This is a genomic window from Pseudoalteromonas sp. P1-25, assembly GCF_001401805.1.
Classification (GTDB): domain Bacteria; phylum Pseudomonadota; class Gammaproteobacteria; order Enterobacterales; family Alteromonadaceae; genus Pseudoalteromonas.
The window spans coordinates 38846-56597 of the sequence record NZ_LKDW01000025.1; the positions used below are offsets into that span (position 1 = coordinate 38846).

A 17752-nucleotide genomic window follows, 5' to 3' on the forward strand; every position below is an offset into this window, starting at 1 on the left:
CTATGAGAAACCAGCTATACCAACTCAGTGAAACCGATATAGCATTTCCAAACCCCGAATATGCACTCACCTCCCCCGATGGCCTGCTTGCCATAGGCGGGGATTTATCTGTAAAGCGATTAAGTAACGCCTATAAAATGGGGATTTTTCCGTGGTTTAGCGATGGTGAGCCCATTATGTGGTGGTCGCCAAGTGAACGCGGCATTGTAGAGCTAAATGACTTTCATATAAGTAAAAGCTTGCGTAAACATTTAAAAAAGCACCCTGTTAAAGTAACTGTTAACAATGCCTTTGCTGAGGTGATAGAAGCGTGCTGTGAGCAACGAATAGACACCGAAGGCACGTGGATAACAAACGAGATGTTAAGCGCTTATATTGCTGCACATGACGCTAATATTGCGCATAGTGTTGAGGTATGGCAAAACGGCGAACTTGCCGGTGGGCTTTATGGCATTATGCAAAATGGCATTTTTTGTGGCGAGTCGATGTTTCATCACCAAACTAATTGCTCAAAACTCGCCATGTGGGCGTTAGTAAATTGGTTAAAACGACATAACGCACATTTTATTGACTGCCAACTAGAAAACCCCTATTTAAGCTCTTTAGGTGCAAAAGTGATCCCTCGCTCAGAATTTTTGACTAGACTTAAATTAGCAGATTCTTACAGCCTCAACCCGATGATGTGGCAGCCACAGGAGTTAATAGCAATTTATGAGTGAGCACATACCTTCTCGCGTAGGCCTTAGCCAAGAGTTTGCTTGTAGCTATTTACCTGACAGGCAAGAACAATTATTGGTAATACTTGACCCTACCTGTTACAGCACGCAAAAATTTGAGATGCTTTTATCGCTCGGCTTTAGGCGTAGCGGTAACCAAATTTACCGACCTCATTGCCCGTCGTGTAGTGCCTGTAATTCTGTACGCGTGTTAGCTCAAGAGTTTGACCCGTCAAAATCCCAAAAACGAAAACTCAATAAAGTAAAAGCACACTTTGAAGTTAAATACACTCAGGCTAAGCGCGAAGAATATTACCCGCTTTATAGTAAATACATTTCATTACGTCACAGCGATGGCACTATGTTCCCCCCTAATATAGAGCAATTTCAAAGTTTTTTATTTTGTAGCTGGCTAGAAATAACGTTTATTGAACTTTGGCACCAAGACACTTTAGTTGCAGTAGCCGTAACCGATTGTATGGATAATGCTGTTTCAGCTATTTATACGTTTTTCGATCCCGACTTTGAGCACTACAGTTTAGGCACTGTGATGATTTTACAGCAGCTCGAATTTGCCAAACAACAAAATAAAGAATTTGTGTATTTGGGCTACCAAATCGATGAATGCACCAAAATGAAATACAAAACTCAGTTTTTACCCGCGCAAAAACACGTTAATGACCAGTGGTTGGCTATTTAATTTGCAAAAATGCCCGCTGCGCCTTTACTTATTGGCGTATTTTGGGCAAAATCTGCAGCGTTTAACTATTAAAGAGGTGTTACGCTAAACATGGCGAAAGAAGACGTAATCGAAATGCAAGGGACTGTCCTTGATACTTTACCAAATACAATGTTCCGAGTTGAGCTAGAAAATGGTCACGTAGTTGTGGCTCATATTTCAGGTAAAATGCGCAAAAACTACATCCGTATTTTAACCGGCGATAAAGTAACGGTAGAAATGACGCCTTACGATTTATCGAAAGGTCGTATCGTATTCCGTGCTCGCTAAGTGCGTAAACGAGATTTAGTTTTTGGCTAGTGAATAACTAGCTTAAAGCGTTTATTAAATGTAATTGATGGTGCTGACTAGCAATTACATTTAATAAACAAAAAACCCAGCTTTTGCTGGGTTTTTTGTTGCCTAAAAAAAGCACAAAAAAGCCCACGCGTATGGCGCAGGCTAGTTTATATACCCATTCACATAATTAAGTTATCTATTTTGCGGATGGGTATTATAAGTAAATACACTGATTTAAGCGGGTGTTAAATTACTTTCATAGTCAAAGTTAATTTTCTTATCTTTAACTGACACTTTAACAGTACCGCCATCAACCAGTTCACCAAAGAGTATTTCGTTAGCCAATGGCTTTTTAAGCTCGTCTTGAATAACACGTGCCATTGGGCGCGCCCCCATTGCTTTATCGTAGCCTTTGTCTGCTAACCACTCTCGGGCCTTAGAGGTCAGCTCAAGATTAACTGACTTCTTATCTAATTGAGCTTGCAGCTCAACTACAAATTTATCGACCACTTGCAAGATAACGTCTTTTTGAAGGTGGTTAAACCAAATAATATTATCTAAGCGGTTTCTAAATTCGGGTGAAAATACCTTGTTAATTTCGCTCATTGCATCATGCGTATGATCTTGCTCGGTAAAGCCAATCGATTTACGTGTGGTTTCTTGCACACCGGCATTGGTTGTCATAACCACCACGACGTTTCTAAAGTCAGCTTTACGACCATTATTATCGGTTAACGTACCGTGATCCATTACTTGCAGTAGTATGTTGTAAATATCTGGATGAGCTTTTTCAATTTCATCCAATAATACAACTGCATGCGGGTTTTTAATAACAGCTTCGGTAAGTAAGCCGCCTTGTTCAAAACCAACATACCCAGGAGGCGCACCAATTAGACGGCTCACTGCATGGCGCTCAACGTACTCTGACATATCAAAGCGAATAAACTCTACGCCCATACACTTAGCCAGCTGTTTAGTCACCTCTGTTTTACCTACACCTGTAGGTCCAGCAAATAAGAACGAGCCTACTGGCTTGTCTTCGTTTGCAAGCCCCGAGCGAGATAAACGAATCGCAGATGTTAGCGCGTCGATAGACTGATCTTGCCCAAACACTAACATTTTAAGATTACGATCAAGATTTTTAAGCGTTTCTTTATCGGTCGATGACACGCTTTGAGCTGGGATACGCGCCATTTTAGCAATAATCGATTCAATATCTGATACACCAATGGTTTTTTTGCGCTTAGAGCTTGGCTGCAAACGTTGATTGGCACCGGCTTCGTCTATTACATCAATGGCTTTATCAGGTAAGTGACGCTCATTAATGTATTTAGCACTTAGCTCTGCAGCTGCTTTTAGTGCTTTTTGTGTGTAACGAATGCCATGGTGTTCTTCATAACGCTCTTTTAAACCATTTAAAATTTTAGTGGTATCAGCCACACTCGGTTCAAGTACATCAATTTTTTGGAAACGGCGAACTAACGCACGGTCTTTTTCAAAAATATTTTTGTACTCATTGTAAGTGGTTGAGCCCATACAACGTAACTGCCCGCTCGAAAGTAGCGGTTTAAGTAAGTTAGATGCATCCATAACACCACCCGATGCAGCACCTGCACCAATAATAGTGTGTATTTCATCAATAAATAATATTGAGTTAGGTTTAGCTTGTAACTCTTTTAACAGGCTCTTAAAGCGTTTTTCAAAGTCGCCGCGGTATTTAGTGCCAGCAAGCAATGCGCCCATATCAAGCGAGTAAACAACAGCATCGGCAATCACTTCAGGCACTTGCTCGTTAACAATACGATACGCAAGGCCCTCTGCAATGGCTGTTTTACCAACGCCGGCTTCACCAACAAGCAATGGGTTATTCTTTTTACGGCGACATAAAACCTGCACCGTACGCTCTACTTCGCTGTCGCGACCTACTAATGGGTCTATGTTGCCGTCTTTAGCTTGCGCATTTAAGTTAGTGGTAAAGCTATCTAACTTACTTGCTTCTTCGTTTTGAACCTCTTGTACTTCTTCATGAATATCGTCAGTGTCATCACCTAACTCATCATCGGATTTAGAAATACCATGAGAAATAAAATTCACTATATCTAAGCGAGAAATATCGCTTTTCTTAAGTAGATAAACTGCTTGGCTTTCCTGTTCAGAAAAAATAGCAACAAGGACGTTTACTCCCGTCACTTCGTTTTTACCTGATGATTGAACATGAAAAACTGCACGCTGAAGCACGCGCTGAAAGCCCAGTGTTGGTTGGGTTTCGCGTTCTTCTTCTAAGTCGGGAATAACCGGTGTGGTTTCGTCTATAAATTCTAATAGCTCGGTTTTTAAACCTGAAATATCCACCCCACAGGCGTTTAACGCTTCGCCTGCTGAAGGATTATCTAAAAGCGCAAGTAAAAGGTGTTCTACCGTCATAAACTCATGGCGGCGTGTACGCGCTTCACGAAACGCGGCGTTTAACGTTAGTTCTAAGTCTTTGTTTAGCATTGGCAACCCCTTACTGAGATAATTATTTTATACCACAACAATGAGATGATTGATCACCTAATTGGTATTTATTCCTGCTCACAACTACAAAGCAGTGGATGCTCGTTATCCCGTGCATAACGGTTAACTTGTTCCGCTTTGGTATGGGCTACATCGGCGCTAAATACACCGCATATCCCCTTCCCTTTTTCGTGAACTTGTAGCATCACATCAGTTGCTCTATCGCTATCCATATTGAAAAACGTCATCAGGACTTCTATTACAAAGTCCATTGGCGTGTAGTCGTCGTTATTTAAAACAACTTTGTATTTTCGCGGTGGTTGCAGCTTTTGCTTTTCACTATCGCGAACTGTGTCTATGACACCTGAATCTTTCATACCACTCATAATTAAATATAGTCTTGTCTTTAGAACTCAAGCAAACTTGAATAAAAAATAAATTAAATGTTAAAAAAATAACACAAAACACTTGACTGACTGGCCAAATAAACTACAGTCAGAAGTAGATTGATTAATCCTTAGTCAGTCTAGCAAATTATACGGTTTAGAATAACTAAATTAGTCAACTTATAGAAGGATGTAGAAGTATGGCTTGTGGTAAAGTCAAATGGTTCAACAACGCCAAAGGTTTTGGTTTCATCGTAGAAGACGGCTGCGAGAATGATATTTTCGCTCATTACTCAACGATTGTAATGGACGGTTATAAGACACTTAAAGCTGGTCAAGATGTAACATTCGAGCTAGAACAAGGCCCTAAGGGCTTACACGCTAAAAACATAGCCCCTAACGGCGACATTTTAGAGTGAACAAAATTTGTTCGACTAAAGCGAGCGACCTAATTTAGATCCTCGCTTAATTTCCCACTTACCATTCAACACTCTCCTTATTACTAAATTGCTCCTATACACACTAAATTCAACCCTTTTCCTTGATTTTATTTTATATACCCCAATGTTATAACAGTTACCTGCTAATTTAGGCTGTACAAAAGCGCAAGCCCTAGCCCTTTTTAAACAAGCTTGTTACACTCTTGTTGCTAAATTACGCGGTTACATTTTAGCTAATGCGTTTACGCTGCTAAATACGTGTACTTTGCAACCTATAAAAATCAGTTAGTCAGGTGTGACTATTCTGCCTTATGGCATATTAAGAGTACCGACACCTAACAAACTGCTTATTAACGCAGTCATGCGCTAATGAGTTTTTTTGCATTGTTGAATACGGCCACTGCGGCCTACTATCTAGGAATGATGATGACATCAAAAATTATCTACACTAAAACGGACGAAGCTCCGGCGCTAGCAACCTACTCGTTGCTACCAATTATCCAAGCCTATACAAATGCGGCAGGTGTTGAAGTTGAAACTCGCGATATCTCATTAGCAGGTCGTGTAATTGCAAACTTCGCTGATTACCTTACTGAAGAGCAACGCATTGGCGATGCGCTTGCAGAACTTGGCGAACTTGCAAAAACACCAGAAGCAAACATCATCAAATTACCAAATATCAGTGCGTCTGTACCGCAATTACGCGCTGTGATTAAAGAGCTTCAAGAAAAAGGTTACGCACTACCAGAATACCCTGCTGAGCCTAAAAATGATGAAGAAGCTAAAATTAAAGCAACTTACGACAAAATTAAAGGCAGCGCTGTAAACCCAGTATTGCGTGAAGGTAACTCAGATCGTCGTGCGCCTGGCTCTGTTAAAGAATATGCACGTAATAACCCGCATTCAATGGGTGCGTGGAGCAAAGATTCACAATCATACGTTGCGAGCATGAGCGAAGGCGATTTCTTTGGTTCTGAGCAATCAGTAACCGTTGATGCAGCAACTGATGTACGTATTGAACACGTAGCGACTAATGGCGAAGTAACTGTACTTAAGCAAAGCACTCCGCTAATCGCTGGCGAAGTAATAGATGCGTCACGCATTAGCGCAGCTAAATTACAAGCGTTTTTAGCAGCAGAAATTGATGCCGCGAAAGAAAAAGGCGTATTATTTTCGCTTCACATGAAAGCGACAATGATGAAAGTATCTGACCCTATTATTTTTGGTCACGCGGTAAAAGTTTTCTACAAAGACGTATTTGCTAAACACGGCGAGCTTTTTGAAGAGCTAGGTGTTGATGTAAATAACGGTTTAGGCGACGTTTATTCTAAAATTCAATCATTAGATGATGCTAAGCGCGAAGAAATTGAAGCAGACATTCAAGCGGTTTATGCTGATCGTCCTGCCATTGCAATGGTTGACTCTGACCGTGGTATTACTAATTTACACGTACCAAGCGATGTGATCATTGATGCATCTATGCCTGCTGCTATTCGTTCAAGCGGTCAAATGTGGAACAACGACGGTAAACTACAAGACACTAGCTTTGTGATCCCAGATCGTAGCTACTCAAGCGTTTACCAAGCGACTATTGATTTTTGTAAAGAAAATGGCGCATTTGATCCTACCACTATGGGTAGCGTTCCAAACGTAGGCTTAATGGCTCAAAAAGCAGAAGAATACGGTTCTCACGATAAAACGTTTGAAGCAAAAGCGGATGGCTCAATCCGTGTTGTTGATGCAAATGGCACTACGCTACTTGAGCACACTGTTGAGCAAGGCGATATTTGGAGAATGTGTCAGGTTAAAGACGCACCAATCCAAGATTGGGTTAAACTGGCGGTAAACCGTGCACGTGCAACGGGCGTACCTGCTGTTTTCTGGTTAGATGAAAATCGCGCTCACGATGCTCAGCTTATTAAAAAGGTAAACAAATACTTACCAGATCACGATACAGATGGTCTAGACATTCAAATTTTAGCGCCGCTTGAAGCAACTTTATTCTCATTAGCGCGTATTAAAGAAGGTAAAGACACTATTTCTGTAACAGGTAACGTATTACGTGACTACCTAACAGATTTATTCCCAATTTTAGAGCTGGGTACTAGTGCTAAAATGCTTTCAATTGTACCTCTTATGAACGGCGGTGGCTTATTTGAAACTGGTGCAGGTGGTTCAGCACCTAAGCATGTTCAACAGTTCGAAAAAGAAAACCACTTACGTTGGGATTCGTTAGGCGAGTTTTTAGCATTAGCGGCTTCGCTTGAGCACCTAAGTGTGAATACAGGCAACAAAAAAGCCCAAGTACTTGCTGACACACTAGATAAAGCAACCGGTACGTTCTTAGCTGAAAACAAGTCGCCTTCACGTAAAGTAAAAGAAATTGATAACCGTGGTTCTCACTTCTTCTTATCTCTATTCTGGGCACAAGAGCTGGCTAAGCAAGACGAAGACAGCGAGCTTAAAGCGCAATTTACGCAAATTGCCAACGATTTAGAAACGCAAAAAGAGCAAATTGTAAACGAGCTTAACGATGCGCAAGGTCCTTCAATGGATATTGGTGGTTACTTCCAACCAAATGATGAGGCAGCGTTTAAAGCAATGCGCCCAAGCGCAACCTTTAACGAAATTTTATCTAAATTAGTATAATTTTAGATTAAATTAAAAAACCGCTTACGAAAAAAGTAAGCGGTTTTTTTTGTGCCTAGCTTTTGTATAAAAAATCCGCTATTTATAAAATAGCGGCCTGTAAACAATTAAAGCTATTTTAATTACTTTGTATAAGCTCTAGGCATAGGTGACTCAGTAGTGTAGCGCTCACGTAGTTTATCTTGGCGAGACTGTGTAGATACCTCTTCACCATTAATAATCATTTTGCTTACATGACTGCTTAACTCAAACGGGTCATTGCTCCACATCACTACATCAGCGGCTTTTCCAACTTCAATACTGCCAGCATTAATATTAAACACACTTGCTACATTAGATGTAACGGCCTTTAATGCGCCTTGTTGGCTCATGCCATATGAAACAGCATTGCCTGCATCAAAACGAAGTTGGTAAATATTATGACTGGCATCGCCGCCCACGGTTAAAATAACCTTAACCCCTGCTTTTTCTAGCACGGCTGCGTTATCTAAACTGGCATGTAACGAGTCAAAGCTTGAGGGTAAGCTATCCATAGCACTCATAATTACGGGTACTTGCGCTTTAGCAATCTGCTCTTTAACAACAACCGCATCTTGTGCGCCATTGAGCACTAAATTAATACCAAATTGCGCTTTAACTTTAAGGAGTTCAATAATATCGGCCGCACGAGATACGCCAACTACCATTGGCATATCGCCGCTAAGTACTTTACGCATGACTTTATCTTCAGTGCTAGGCTTGCTGTCGTCGTCTTTTTTAGGCTTTTTAGCTGCTTTTGTTTGGTGCTCTTCAAGCTTATTAATGAGGGTTTGCAATGTAAATGCGCGCGACCCCTTGCTGCGCTCACCCAAATAAACCACTAAAGCAGCTTGCTTTTGTATATCGCTTTGTAAATCTCCGCTTAAATCAACAACACTTGCTAGGCCTGCAAAAATACTATCGCCCCCATGTGGGGTAATAACATCGCGAGTTACACCACCTTTACGTGCATAAGGGATAAGGCTTGAGTGAGCGTTGTAAGCAAGGCTTACGTCAAAATCAATACCTGCTTTTTCTTCGCCAGCATCACGTGAGCCTGCAACCGCGCTGACTTCTACTAAGCCAAGTTGGTTAATACTGGCAATAAACCCTGGCGTAACAATGCGGCCTTGAGCATCGATAACTTGGTCTGCATATACTTGTTGCGGGTTAATAGCGGTAATTTTACCGTTATCCATTATAATACTTGCGTTCTCTAGCACACCTTGCTCAGTAGCGGTATGAAGCGTTGCATTCACAATGGCAAGCGAGCGAGCATCCACTGTAGCTGAGGCTAACAATCCGGCAGCAACCAGAGATAGCGAAAACGAACGTGATAAATTTTTCATTCTGGGCTCCTTATTGTTGGCCTAACATAAAATCACTTTGTGCCTGAAATGCGCTGTCGTTTCTATCGTAAACTTTTGCGCCATCAATAAATACTTGTTCAGCTTTTGCGTAAACGCTAAATGGGTTTTGGTTCCAAATAACAACATCGCCTTGCTTACCTGCTTCAAGCGAACCCGTTTTATCTTCAATACCCAATGATTTAGCCGCGTTAGAAGTGATCCACTTAATTGCGTGCTGCTCCGAAATATCAAAACCATTTTCGTTTGCACGGTACATTACTTTACCCGCTTCTTGGTTTAAGCGCTGAATAGTGGTGTCTGAGTCAGAGTGCACAATAGCGCACGAATTTTTTACCGCATCAACAATAGCTACGTTTTCTTGAACCATGTCGTAGGCTTCCATTTTAAAGCCCCACCAATCTGGCCAAAGTGCAGCACACGAACCATTTTCAGCCAGTAAATCTGCAATTTTATAAGCTTCTACACCGTGATGGAAAGTACCTGCGTGATAGCCAAATTCTTTTGACAGATCGATCATCATTGCCATTTCTTCAGCTTTATAACAATGATTATGAATTAACACTTCACCTTCAATAACCGCTTTTAGTGTATCGTGCTTAATGTCGCGAGCCGGTGCTTGTGGGTTTAAGCCTGCTTCGTAATCAGCGTCGTACTTGTCCCATGCACGTTTGTACTCTTGTGCTTCTGCCCATGCCATTCTGTAGCCGGCCATGTTACCCATACGGGTTGAAGGTAAAGTACCTTGGCGGCCATATACGCGTTTTGGGTTTTCACCACAGGCCATTTTTAAGCCATTAGGTGCATCAGGAAATTTCATTGCTTGCATTGTATGCGCAGGAATGTTTTTGAGTGTTACGCCACGCCCGCCAAATAGGTTAGCTGAACCTGGTAAAATTTGTAGTGAAGTAATACCACCTTCGCGGGCGCGGTTAAAGCCTGGATCTTGAGGCCATACAGAATGCTCTACCCACACCTCGGCAGTATTTGGGCTGGTCATTTCGTTACCATCTTGATGAGACTCAACTGATGGGCTTGGGTAGGCACCTAAGTGAGAGTGTACATCAATAATACCTGGGGTAACCCATTTACCCTGTGCATCAATGGTTATATCTGCATTGGCCGATAAGTCTTTACCTACTTGTTGTACTTTACCATCAACAAGTAGTACATCAGCATCATTTAAACGCTCGCCTGTACCGGTAAGTACGGTTGCATTGGTAATTAAAGTGCTTTTACTTGCCAGCGGTGTGTAAGTGCTTGGGTATGGGTTTTTATTAATGGTGATTTTTGCATCTTGCGGGCCGTTTTCTTGGCAACCAACAAGCGCAGCAGCTAAACCAACTGCTAACAAAGAGGGTGCAAATTTTTGCATGTTGTTAGGTTCTCCTGTTTTTTTGCTACTTTAGCTAAAGCGGCGTAATAAAGCTAAAAAAACAGGTAAAAAAGCGATTAATTGAGTTAAACGGCTGTCATTATTTTTTTATATAATTGTTATACAACTTTTCTAGCGCGGCTTCGGTAGTAAGGGAAGGATCTTTGTTTATAAAGTGTTTAACCGTGCGTGTCACAAAGTCTGAATTTTGCTTATGTTGCTTAGCAAAATCCTTAATTAAACTATTGCCATCGCTTGCTGTTGTTACTTTATTATGGCGATGACGATACTGGCTAAGCGCCCTGTTAAAATCGCCATTATAATCCTCAACCAGTATTTTATAAAAATCACTTTTTTGAACTTTAAGCACGTTAATACAGTAATTTAATGCCTCTTTAAAGTCGGTAAAAACGGTGCCTTCTACATCAAACTCTTTGGTTTTTTCGCGTACGGTTACACGGGCTTCTTCGGTGGCATATGTAAAGCCTGTAAATGCTAAACGCTCAGATGCCTCTTTACCTAATTTCATACCCGCTTGAATGCTGTGCGCAAATTCATCGCTCATTTCGCTTAATTCGTTTTCTTCCCACATGTTATAAACACGCAGCGCTTTAGCATACTTATTAGAGAGCTTTTTTTTAAGTTTTGTAAAGCGCTCATCTATTGTCATTAGCCTTTCATTATGTAATAAGGCATGGCACTCGTAACATGCTGCAATTGATATAAAATCGGCCTCTTCGCCTAAATCAATAATGCTCTGTAACATGTGCAGGGGCGGGCAATGGTCGCGCTCTGTGGCTTCGCACCCACAATAAAAACATTGGTTAAAATGTTTGTGCTCGCAGGCATACGCTTGCTGGTAATAGCTGGCTAACGTTTTGCTCACTGGTTCTCCTAAAAATTAAGCGCGTAAATATTGGGGGCGATGATAGCAGGCTGAGAAAATATGTCAGTAGCTGTAAAATAATTTTACCTAAGTGTGTCAAAAAACACACTTATTAGGGCTTAAATTCAGTCACCTAGGTTAAATGTGTATTTTTAAACATACCTGCTTACACCTTGTTGCGTTTGGTTAACAGCTTTTTAGTTTAAATCGCTCAATAATGAAGCTGAACCACAAACAATGAGGACTAATTATGAACACGTTAAAAGCGACTTTTTGCACAACTATGGTACTAGGGGCAACTTTATTAATCGCAAAACCAGCATTAGCAACGCAGTTTATCGCGGCTGATTCTTCGCCAGGTACACAGGCTTGTATGGCTGTTGCAGCGAATAAATCGTACAGTTTGCGTAAAGCGTTACGCGATTTAAATATAAGCAAAGCGGTAATGAGCAAAAAACTGCACTGTAATAACTTATCAATGGGCGACTTTGTTAGTTTGTATAACCTTGATAAAAGCGCTAATTATTTAAATATTGATACCAGCACGCGCACATCAATTAAAGATTTAGCTAAATCGTACAACCCAGAAAAAGTCATCATCACAGGGCCAAAATAGTATGGTGTTAACACAAAACTAAGTCTGCTTTGCAAGCAGGCTTAGTTTATTAAATAATGGCCGCAATTAAGCCAAATAAACCGCCAAACACACCGCCCCACACAACTAGCCAACCTAAATGCTCACGTATCATCGTTTGAATAATGTCTTTAACCATTTTAGGGGTGAGTTCATTTAAACGCTCATCAACTAATTTAAGTACCGTAGCATGTAAGCTTTGTGCGCTATTGCCTTGCGACAACGTATCGTTTACTAGCGCTTTAAAATCGTCTGTTTGGCTAATTTGCGCAAGTGATAGCTGCATTTTTTCAATAAACTTTTCTCGCATTGGCTCTATTGCCTCTGTGCCGCCAAACATACCTAGCATGCTACCAAACTGTGATTGCTCTATCACGTGCAGTAGGTTGTCGAACGCAGGGTTTAAATCAACCTTAGTAATAATGCCTTCAAAGTCGATATTAGGTTGTGCTTTGTTAAGTAGATTATTAATTTTTTGCTCTGAGAAAAACTCAGTCAAAATTAAATTACGAATAGCCACTTTAAAACTTTCAAATTTTAGAGCAATAACGCCCGAGCCATATAACAAAGGGACCTTTTCAAATAACATATGAACAGCCAATAAGTTTGTGACAGCACCAGATAGCGCAAATAACCCCACCGATAATACAATGGCCTGGTTAAAAAAGTAGCCTATCACGACACACAAAACCGCAAGCAAATTGGTGATAAAACTTTTGTTCATTGTTACTCCATTAGCATTTTTTATATCGTTAATTTTACAACGATTAGTTTGTTTAATTAATACTTTTTTGCCATAGTTTAAGTATCTGTTTAAAAGGCGAGCAATTGATATGTGGAAAACAGTAAACGAGCACATTAGCCAAGCCATTCATTATGACTTTAAACATACTTACAAACGCCAGCTGCAAAGTACAAATACCGATAAACTCTATCAATTAACTGATGGTAAGCACAATTACCTGGTTAAAATAGCCCTTAAAAACGAGCTAGATCGTCTAGAAAGCGAAGCGATTGGGCTTAAACAGCTTACACAAAATAGTGTTTTTATGGTGCCTGACTGCATTGTAACAGGTGCTAATATTGAATTTTCGTTTATTGTACTTGAGTGGTTACTACTTGATAAACAGCCCCACACTCATTGGCACGATATGGGTAAGCAACTGGCTATGCTGCATCAAAAGCACGACCAAGCAATGTTTGGATTTGACGAAGATAACTACCTAGCCACAACCGTGCAACCAAACCAATGGCATAAAAAGTGGGATTTATTTTACGCAGAAGAGCGTATAGGCTGGCAACTTCAACTATTAGCCGAGAAAGGTATTGAGCTTGTAGAGCCTGAGCTATTAATTAACTTGGTAAAAGAGCAACTACATAGCCATGTAGTTCAGCCCTCTTTAGTACATGGTGATTTTTGGCGTGGAAATATGGGTTTTATTAAAAATGTACCCACCTTGTTTAACCCAGCATGCTATTACGGTGACCGCGAGGTCGATATCGCAATGAGTGAGCTATTTGCCCCCTTACCAGATGATTTTTATAACGCCTATAACGCGCAATACCCACTAAGCGATAACTATAATAAGCGTAAAGCGATATACCAGCTTTACCCTATTTTAAATCACGCAAATATTTTTGCAGGGCATTACCTTACTCAAGCTAAGCAACATATTGATACGCTGCTATCGCTTTAAATAATAATGCCTCTAAGGCGTAAAGTTACTGTCATAAACGTCGCTTCAGCACTATAGTTAAAAGGATGTAATTAAGGCTCAATACCTTGTTGTTTAGTTCAGTTTTGAGCCATCAAGTTGTTGCTAGGATAACCGCACAACTTAATTAATGCGTATCAACAAGTTAATTCTTACCTTGGTACTATTGGAGTGATTATGAAAGATTTTTTATCACAACGTATCACCTGCCCTCACTGTGGCAACCACATACACCTAGATATCGACGCAAGCATGGGAGATCAAGACTACATTGAAGAATGCAGTGCCTGTTGTAACCCTATTCATTTAAATATGCATATAGACCATGCTCATAAAAAATTAGAGTTACACATAGACAGCGACGATGAGCAAATTTTTTAGCCCTGGTGGCGTAAGTAATTTTCTACCGTGTTAACAATGGTATAAGTTTGTTGATCAACTTCTATATTTAGTTCATCACCCTCTTGTGCGTTACCTAAATTTGTAATGGCCAGCGTTTCGGGGATCAAGTGTAACCAAAACCCCTGCTCGTCAATTTCGCCCACGGTTAAACTTGCGCCATTTATTGCTACAAAGCCTTTGTATAAAACATACTTTTGCCATTTAGACGGTAGGCTTAACTGAATTTTACAGTTGTTTTGCTCTTTGACTATTTGCTTGATTTGGGCAGTACAGTGAATGTGCCCAGATACAATATGGCCACCTAGTTCAGTACCAAAAGTGACTGAACGCTCGTAATTGACTAAACTACCTACTGCAAGCTTGCCTAAATTGGTAAGTAATAATGTTTCATCGATTACATCAAAGTGCACTTGTGCCACTACATCATGGTTACTTAATTCTACTTTAACCACTGTTAGGCAACAGCCATTAATTGCAATACTGGCCCCTAAATCAAGGTGTTTAACGTATTCATCACCTACCGATACAACCAAGCGTAAAACCCCTTCAGTGTGTGTGGTAGATACAACAGTGGCTTGAGTTTGAACGATTCCTGTAAACATAAAATCACTTAAAATTATTACAAAGTGCTAGTTTAACGTATCAACGGGTAAAATCATTCACTACAGTGATTTTTATTTGAAACACAATCGATTACAATTGCGCCCTGTTTTATCAAATAGCTGTTTTTATGACCTTTAGTAGCTGGGAAGCCAAACGTTTAATTACCCTTGCCGTACCTGTATTTTTAGCACAAGTAACACTCGTTTTAATGTCGGTGGTCGACACTATTATGGCAGGCCAAGTAAGCCCCACAGATTTAGCTGCACTATCGATTGCAACCGGTATATGGAACCCGTTATTACTAGCGCTGCAAGGTATTTTGCTCGCGTTAACTGGGATTATTGCCCAATTTGCAGGTGCTAATGATAAAAAAGGCATTAGCCATTATTTTCAGCAAGCACTGTATTTAACCGCAATTTTAAGCACAATTGGTTTTGGTATCGCCAACCTAGCCGATATTGTTATTTTAAAACTCGATACAACCCCCGCTATTGCAAGCCTTGCGCATGACTATATTCATTTTGTGAAATGGGGCGCCTTTGGTTTTTTAATTTTTACCGTTTATCGCAATATGACCGAAGGCATGGGGATGACAAAACCGGCTTTTTATATCAGCTTGCTGGGCCTTGGCGTTAACATTCCGGCTAACTATATTTTTATAAATGGTTTATTTGGCTTACCAGCTTTAGGCGGTGCGGGGTGTGGCATTGCTACAGCATTGGTGCTAACGGTAATGGCTGCTGCACAAGTAACCTATTGCCAGTTTAGTAAAAAAATAGATGCAAAAGCCCTGCTGGCAAATTTTGAAAAGCCCAATATTAAAACCATTGGCATTATTACCAAATTAGGTATACCCATTTCGTTGGCCACCTTCTTTGAAATTACGCTATTTGCGTGCATACCTTTGTTTATTGCACACTTAGGTGCTGTTGCAGTGTCGGGCCATCAAATTGCAGGAAGCGTAACTGCATTATTATTTATGATGCCACTGAGCTTATCTATCGCCATTAGTATTCGTATTGGTAATTTATTTGGTCAAAACCATTTAAGCCAATTAAAAACTGCCATATCGACCAGCTACATATTAGCCATTGCTATAGCGTTGTTTTTAGCATTTATAACCTTTATTGGCCGCAATTTAATAAGCCAACTATACACCGACAGCCCAGCTGTTATTGCCTTAGCTAGCTCTATTATGATTTTAGCCTGTATTTATCAAATTCCTGATGCACTGCAAGTCGCTGCCAATGGCATATTAAGGGGTTTAAAGCATACTCAGCCTATATCGTATATAACGTTTATATCGTACTGGTTAATCGGTTTTGCTTTAGGTTACGTATTAGGAAGAACAGATTTAATTGTGCCCGCCATGGGGCCGCACGGTTTTTGGATAGGTATTATTTTTGGTTTAACCGTTGCTGCTGTGTGGCTTATGTTCACCGTTAATAAGCGATTAAAGCAGGCGCCATTTGTATAAAAAACCCCTTACATTATTATCTAGCAAAACATGGTTAAGCTATTTATTAGCTGTGTGTTGCGCCGTGCTTGCTGGGTGTTCAAAAGCGCCCAGCACCACGTATCAAACATACACAGAACGCTTAAGTAATACCCTTGAAATCCAGGCCCCAAGCTTAAGTAAGCCTGCTCCAATTAGCCCGCTATTACCCCCAAATACGCTTACTAAAGGCAGCACTATCAGCTTGGTCGAACTTGCCAGTCTAGGCCATTGTAAACTCAGCTTACTTATTAGCGAGCATAATAATCAGCTAGGCAAAACGGCAGGCTATGCCAGTGTTTTAAAGTATCAAATAGAGTTTGTGCAAAATGCGCAGCAGTGCTTAAGCACACTTAAGCCTGACTCAAACATTTACAAAACCCTATTAAATGCAAAAGCGCAAAAAGAGCAAACACTAAACCACTACTTTAATTTAATGCTGTATAACGAATTAGAGCTTAAAAACACGTGGCAAGCTAGCAGCGCAGAGCTTGCTGTGGCGCCGGCTGGGTATAGCGACACCGTAGCGGCCATGCAGAAGCTTGTACAGTTAAAGCGCCACATACTCAATAAACACTATTTAAAAATCAACTCCGCAGACATATTTAACGCGTTAGAGCAGCTTAACAAGTACCGTTTTAACCAATTACTTATTTACTCTGCGCGTTTGCAAATAGCATTTAATAATTCAGCAACGCAATTTATTCAGTCGCAATCAATTGATGAGATATGCCCAGCAGGAAAAAATAAAAAAGTAGCGACAATAGTTAGCAACGTCTTCCAAAAGTTTTACCTCAAAGAAATACAGCCTTATCAGGCTAATTTAGCAGGCTACCTTGAAACACTATTACCTCTGTATAGCCAACTTTGGCTTGACGAACCCATAACAAATAGCCAAATAAACATTTTGATAGCGCAGAATTCGCAAAATAATCTATTAAACCAGCTTAAAGGCTCAGCCAAAAAACACGTAACCTGGTGGCAAAACTTTTATAAAACGTGTGAAATCAGCCCAATATGAATAAAAAAACGGCAAATAAACCTAAAAGCAACAAACTTGCTTGATTCACCACTCACCACGCTATATATTAGCGGCCGCTGGTAAATTATATTCACCGCATCTTAATTAGGTAATACGACCGTAGCTCAGTTGGTTAGAGCGCTACCTTGACATGGTAGAGGTCGGTGGTTCGAATCCACTCGGTCGTACCAAATTTATTCTTCCCTATGAATAAATATAATTAAGTTATTATTTATACGACTGTAGCTCAGTTGGTTAGAGCGCTACCTTGACATGGTAGAGGTCGGTGGTTCGAATCCACTCAGTCGTACCAAAACTATTCTTCCTTTTGAATAAATATATATTTTTACGACTGTAGCTCATTTGGTTAGCACTACTTATTCTCTGTAACCCACACCGAGAACGATGGCACCAAAACTACTCCCCCTTCGAAAAAATACTTACAGTAAGTATAAAATTGTTTAAATATATATGTCGCCGTATTGCGTATGAATTAATGCAGCTTGCTCTTTAATGCCAAATAAACCAGTT

The 17752-nt window shown here is 40.4% G+C and carries 17 protein-coding genes and 2 tRNA genes; 12 read left to right on the plus strand and 7 right to left on the minus strand.

From position 1 onward, the window contains the following. Nucleotides 1-2 precede the first annotated feature (2 nt). The 3 genes from aat to infA all read left to right on the plus strand — a co-directional run bounded on the left by aat (nucleotide 3) and on the right by infA (nucleotide 1725). The gene (gene aat, locus AN393_RS14625; RefSeq protein ID WP_055018489.1) at nucleotides 3-719 is read left to right on the plus strand and encodes a leucyl/phenylalanyl-tRNA--protein transferase; all 717 of its coding nucleotides are present in this window, start codon (nucleotides 3-5) and stop codon (nucleotides 717-719) included. Then, complete coding sequence (locus tag AN393_RS14630; protein ID WP_055018490.1) at nucleotides 712-1416, plus strand: arginyltransferase; 705 nt, start codon at nucleotides 712-714, stop codon at nucleotides 1414-1416. Before aat ends, AN393_RS14630 begins: the two co-directional genes overlap by 8 nt. 90 nt (nucleotides 1417-1506) lie before the next feature. Continuing rightward, complete coding sequence (gene infA / locus AN393_RS14635; RefSeq protein ID WP_002962494.1) at nucleotides 1507-1725, plus strand: translation initiation factor IF-1; 219 nt, start codon at nucleotides 1507-1509, stop codon at nucleotides 1723-1725. Between the two features lie 243 nt (nucleotides 1726-1968). On the opposite strand, the gene clpA is transcribed toward infA, so the two are convergent. After that, nucleotides 1969-4230 carry an ATP-dependent Clp protease ATP-binding subunit ClpA gene (gene clpA, locus AN393_RS14640; RefSeq protein ID WP_055018491.1) on the minus strand — a complete coding sequence of 754 codons (2262 nt, stop codon included), beginning with the start codon at nucleotides 4228-4230 and terminating at the stop codon, nucleotides 1969-1971. A 68-nt stretch (nucleotides 4231-4298) separates the two neighbouring features. Then, complete coding sequence (clpS, locus tag AN393_RS14645) at nucleotides 4299-4607, minus strand: ATP-dependent Clp protease adapter ClpS (protein WP_004586754.1); 309 nt, start codon at nucleotides 4605-4607, stop codon at nucleotides 4299-4301. Nucleotides 4608-4816: 209 nt separating this feature from the next. Here clpS and cspD point away from each other — a divergent pair, with 209 nt between their 5' ends. Continuing rightward, on the plus strand, nucleotides 4817-5035 hold the full coding sequence (gene cspD, locus AN393_RS14650) for a cold shock domain-containing protein CspD (RefSeq protein ID WP_004586755.1): 219 nt from the start codon (nucleotides 4817-4819) through the stop codon (nucleotides 5033-5035). Between the two features lie 447 nt (nucleotides 5036-5482). After that, nucleotides 5483-7705, plus strand: coding sequence for an NADP-dependent isocitrate dehydrogenase (locus tag AN393_RS14655; protein ID WP_055018492.1), 2223 nt, complete (start codon nucleotides 5483-5485; stop codon nucleotides 7703-7705). Nucleotides 7706-7827: 122 nt separating this feature from the next. Here the strand turns inward: AN393_RS14655 and AN393_RS14660 are convergent, their stop codons facing one another. From AN393_RS14660 to AN393_RS14670, 3 genes are all read right to left on the minus strand, one after another. Next, nucleotides 7828-9072: an amidohydrolase family protein gene (locus AN393_RS14660; RefSeq protein ID WP_055018493.1), complete on the minus strand. Its 1245-nt coding sequence runs from the start codon at nucleotides 9070-9072 to the stop codon at nucleotides 7828-7830. A 10-nt stretch (nucleotides 9073-9082) separates the two neighbouring features. Then, a complete protein-coding gene (locus AN393_RS14665) occupies nucleotides 9083-10465 on the minus strand; it encodes an amidohydrolase (RefSeq protein ID WP_055018494.1) in 1383 nt (460 codons plus the stop codon). Nucleotides 10466-10565: 100 nt separating this feature from the next. After that, nucleotides 10566-11351 carry a hypothetical protein gene (locus AN393_RS14670; protein WP_055014319.1) on the minus strand — a complete coding sequence of 262 codons (786 nt, stop codon included), beginning with the start codon at nucleotides 11349-11351 and terminating at the stop codon, nucleotides 10566-10568. Nucleotides 11352-11601: 250 nt separating this feature from the next. Here AN393_RS14670 and AN393_RS14675 point away from each other — a divergent pair, with 250 nt between their 5' ends. Next, on the plus strand, nucleotides 11602-11967 hold the full coding sequence (locus AN393_RS14675; RefSeq protein ID WP_055018495.1) for a DUF3718 domain-containing protein: 366 nt from the start codon (nucleotides 11602-11604) through the stop codon (nucleotides 11965-11967). Nucleotides 11968-12016: 49 nt separating this feature from the next. Here the strand turns inward: AN393_RS14675 and AN393_RS14680 are convergent, their stop codons facing one another. Next, nucleotides 12017-12709 carry a hypothetical protein gene (locus tag AN393_RS14680; protein WP_055014321.1) on the minus strand — a complete coding sequence of 231 codons (693 nt, stop codon included), beginning with the start codon at nucleotides 12707-12709 and terminating at the stop codon, nucleotides 12017-12019. Nucleotides 12710-12818: 109 nt separating this feature from the next. Here AN393_RS14680 and AN393_RS14685 point away from each other — a divergent pair, with 109 nt between their 5' ends. After that, complete coding sequence (locus tag AN393_RS14685) at nucleotides 12819-13682, plus strand: fructosamine kinase family protein (protein ID WP_055014322.1); 864 nt, start codon at nucleotides 12819-12821, stop codon at nucleotides 13680-13682. A gap of 195 nt (nucleotides 13683-13877) precedes the next feature. After that, a complete protein-coding gene (locus AN393_RS14690; protein WP_055014323.1) occupies nucleotides 13878-14081 on the plus strand; it encodes a CPXCG motif-containing cysteine-rich protein in 204 nt (67 codons plus the stop codon). Here the strand turns inward: AN393_RS14690 and AN393_RS14695 are convergent. After that, entirely contained in the window at nucleotides 14078-14704 is a 627-nt protein-coding gene (locus AN393_RS14695) for a riboflavin synthase (RefSeq protein WP_055014324.1), read from the minus strand. The genes AN393_RS14690 and AN393_RS14695 overlap by 4 nt on opposite strands. A gap of 128 nt (nucleotides 14705-14832) precedes the next feature. Here AN393_RS14695 and AN393_RS14700 point away from each other — a divergent pair, with 128 nt between their 5' ends. The 4 genes from AN393_RS14700 to AN393_RS14715 all read left to right on the plus strand — a co-directional run bounded on the left by AN393_RS14700 (nucleotide 14833) and on the right by AN393_RS14715 (nucleotide 17534). After that, complete coding sequence (locus AN393_RS14700) at nucleotides 14833-16182, plus strand: MATE family efflux transporter (protein ID WP_055018496.1); 1350 nt, start codon at nucleotides 14833-14835, stop codon at nucleotides 16180-16182. Continuing rightward, nucleotides 16175-17221 (plus strand): DUF3080 family protein, encoded by a 1047-nt coding sequence (locus AN393_RS14705; protein ID WP_055018497.1) that lies wholly within the window; start codon nucleotides 16175-16177, stop codon nucleotides 17219-17221. The genes AN393_RS14700 and AN393_RS14705 overlap by 8 nt, the downstream gene beginning before the upstream one ends. Nucleotides 17222-17335: 114 nt before the next feature. Beyond that, nucleotides 17336-17412: transfer RNA gene (locus tag AN393_RS14710), tRNA-Val, on the plus strand. Between the two features lie 45 nt (nucleotides 17413-17457). Then, nucleotides 17458-17534 (plus strand) — tRNA-Val (locus AN393_RS14715). The last annotated feature ends 218 nt before the right edge of the window (nucleotides 17535-17752 follow it).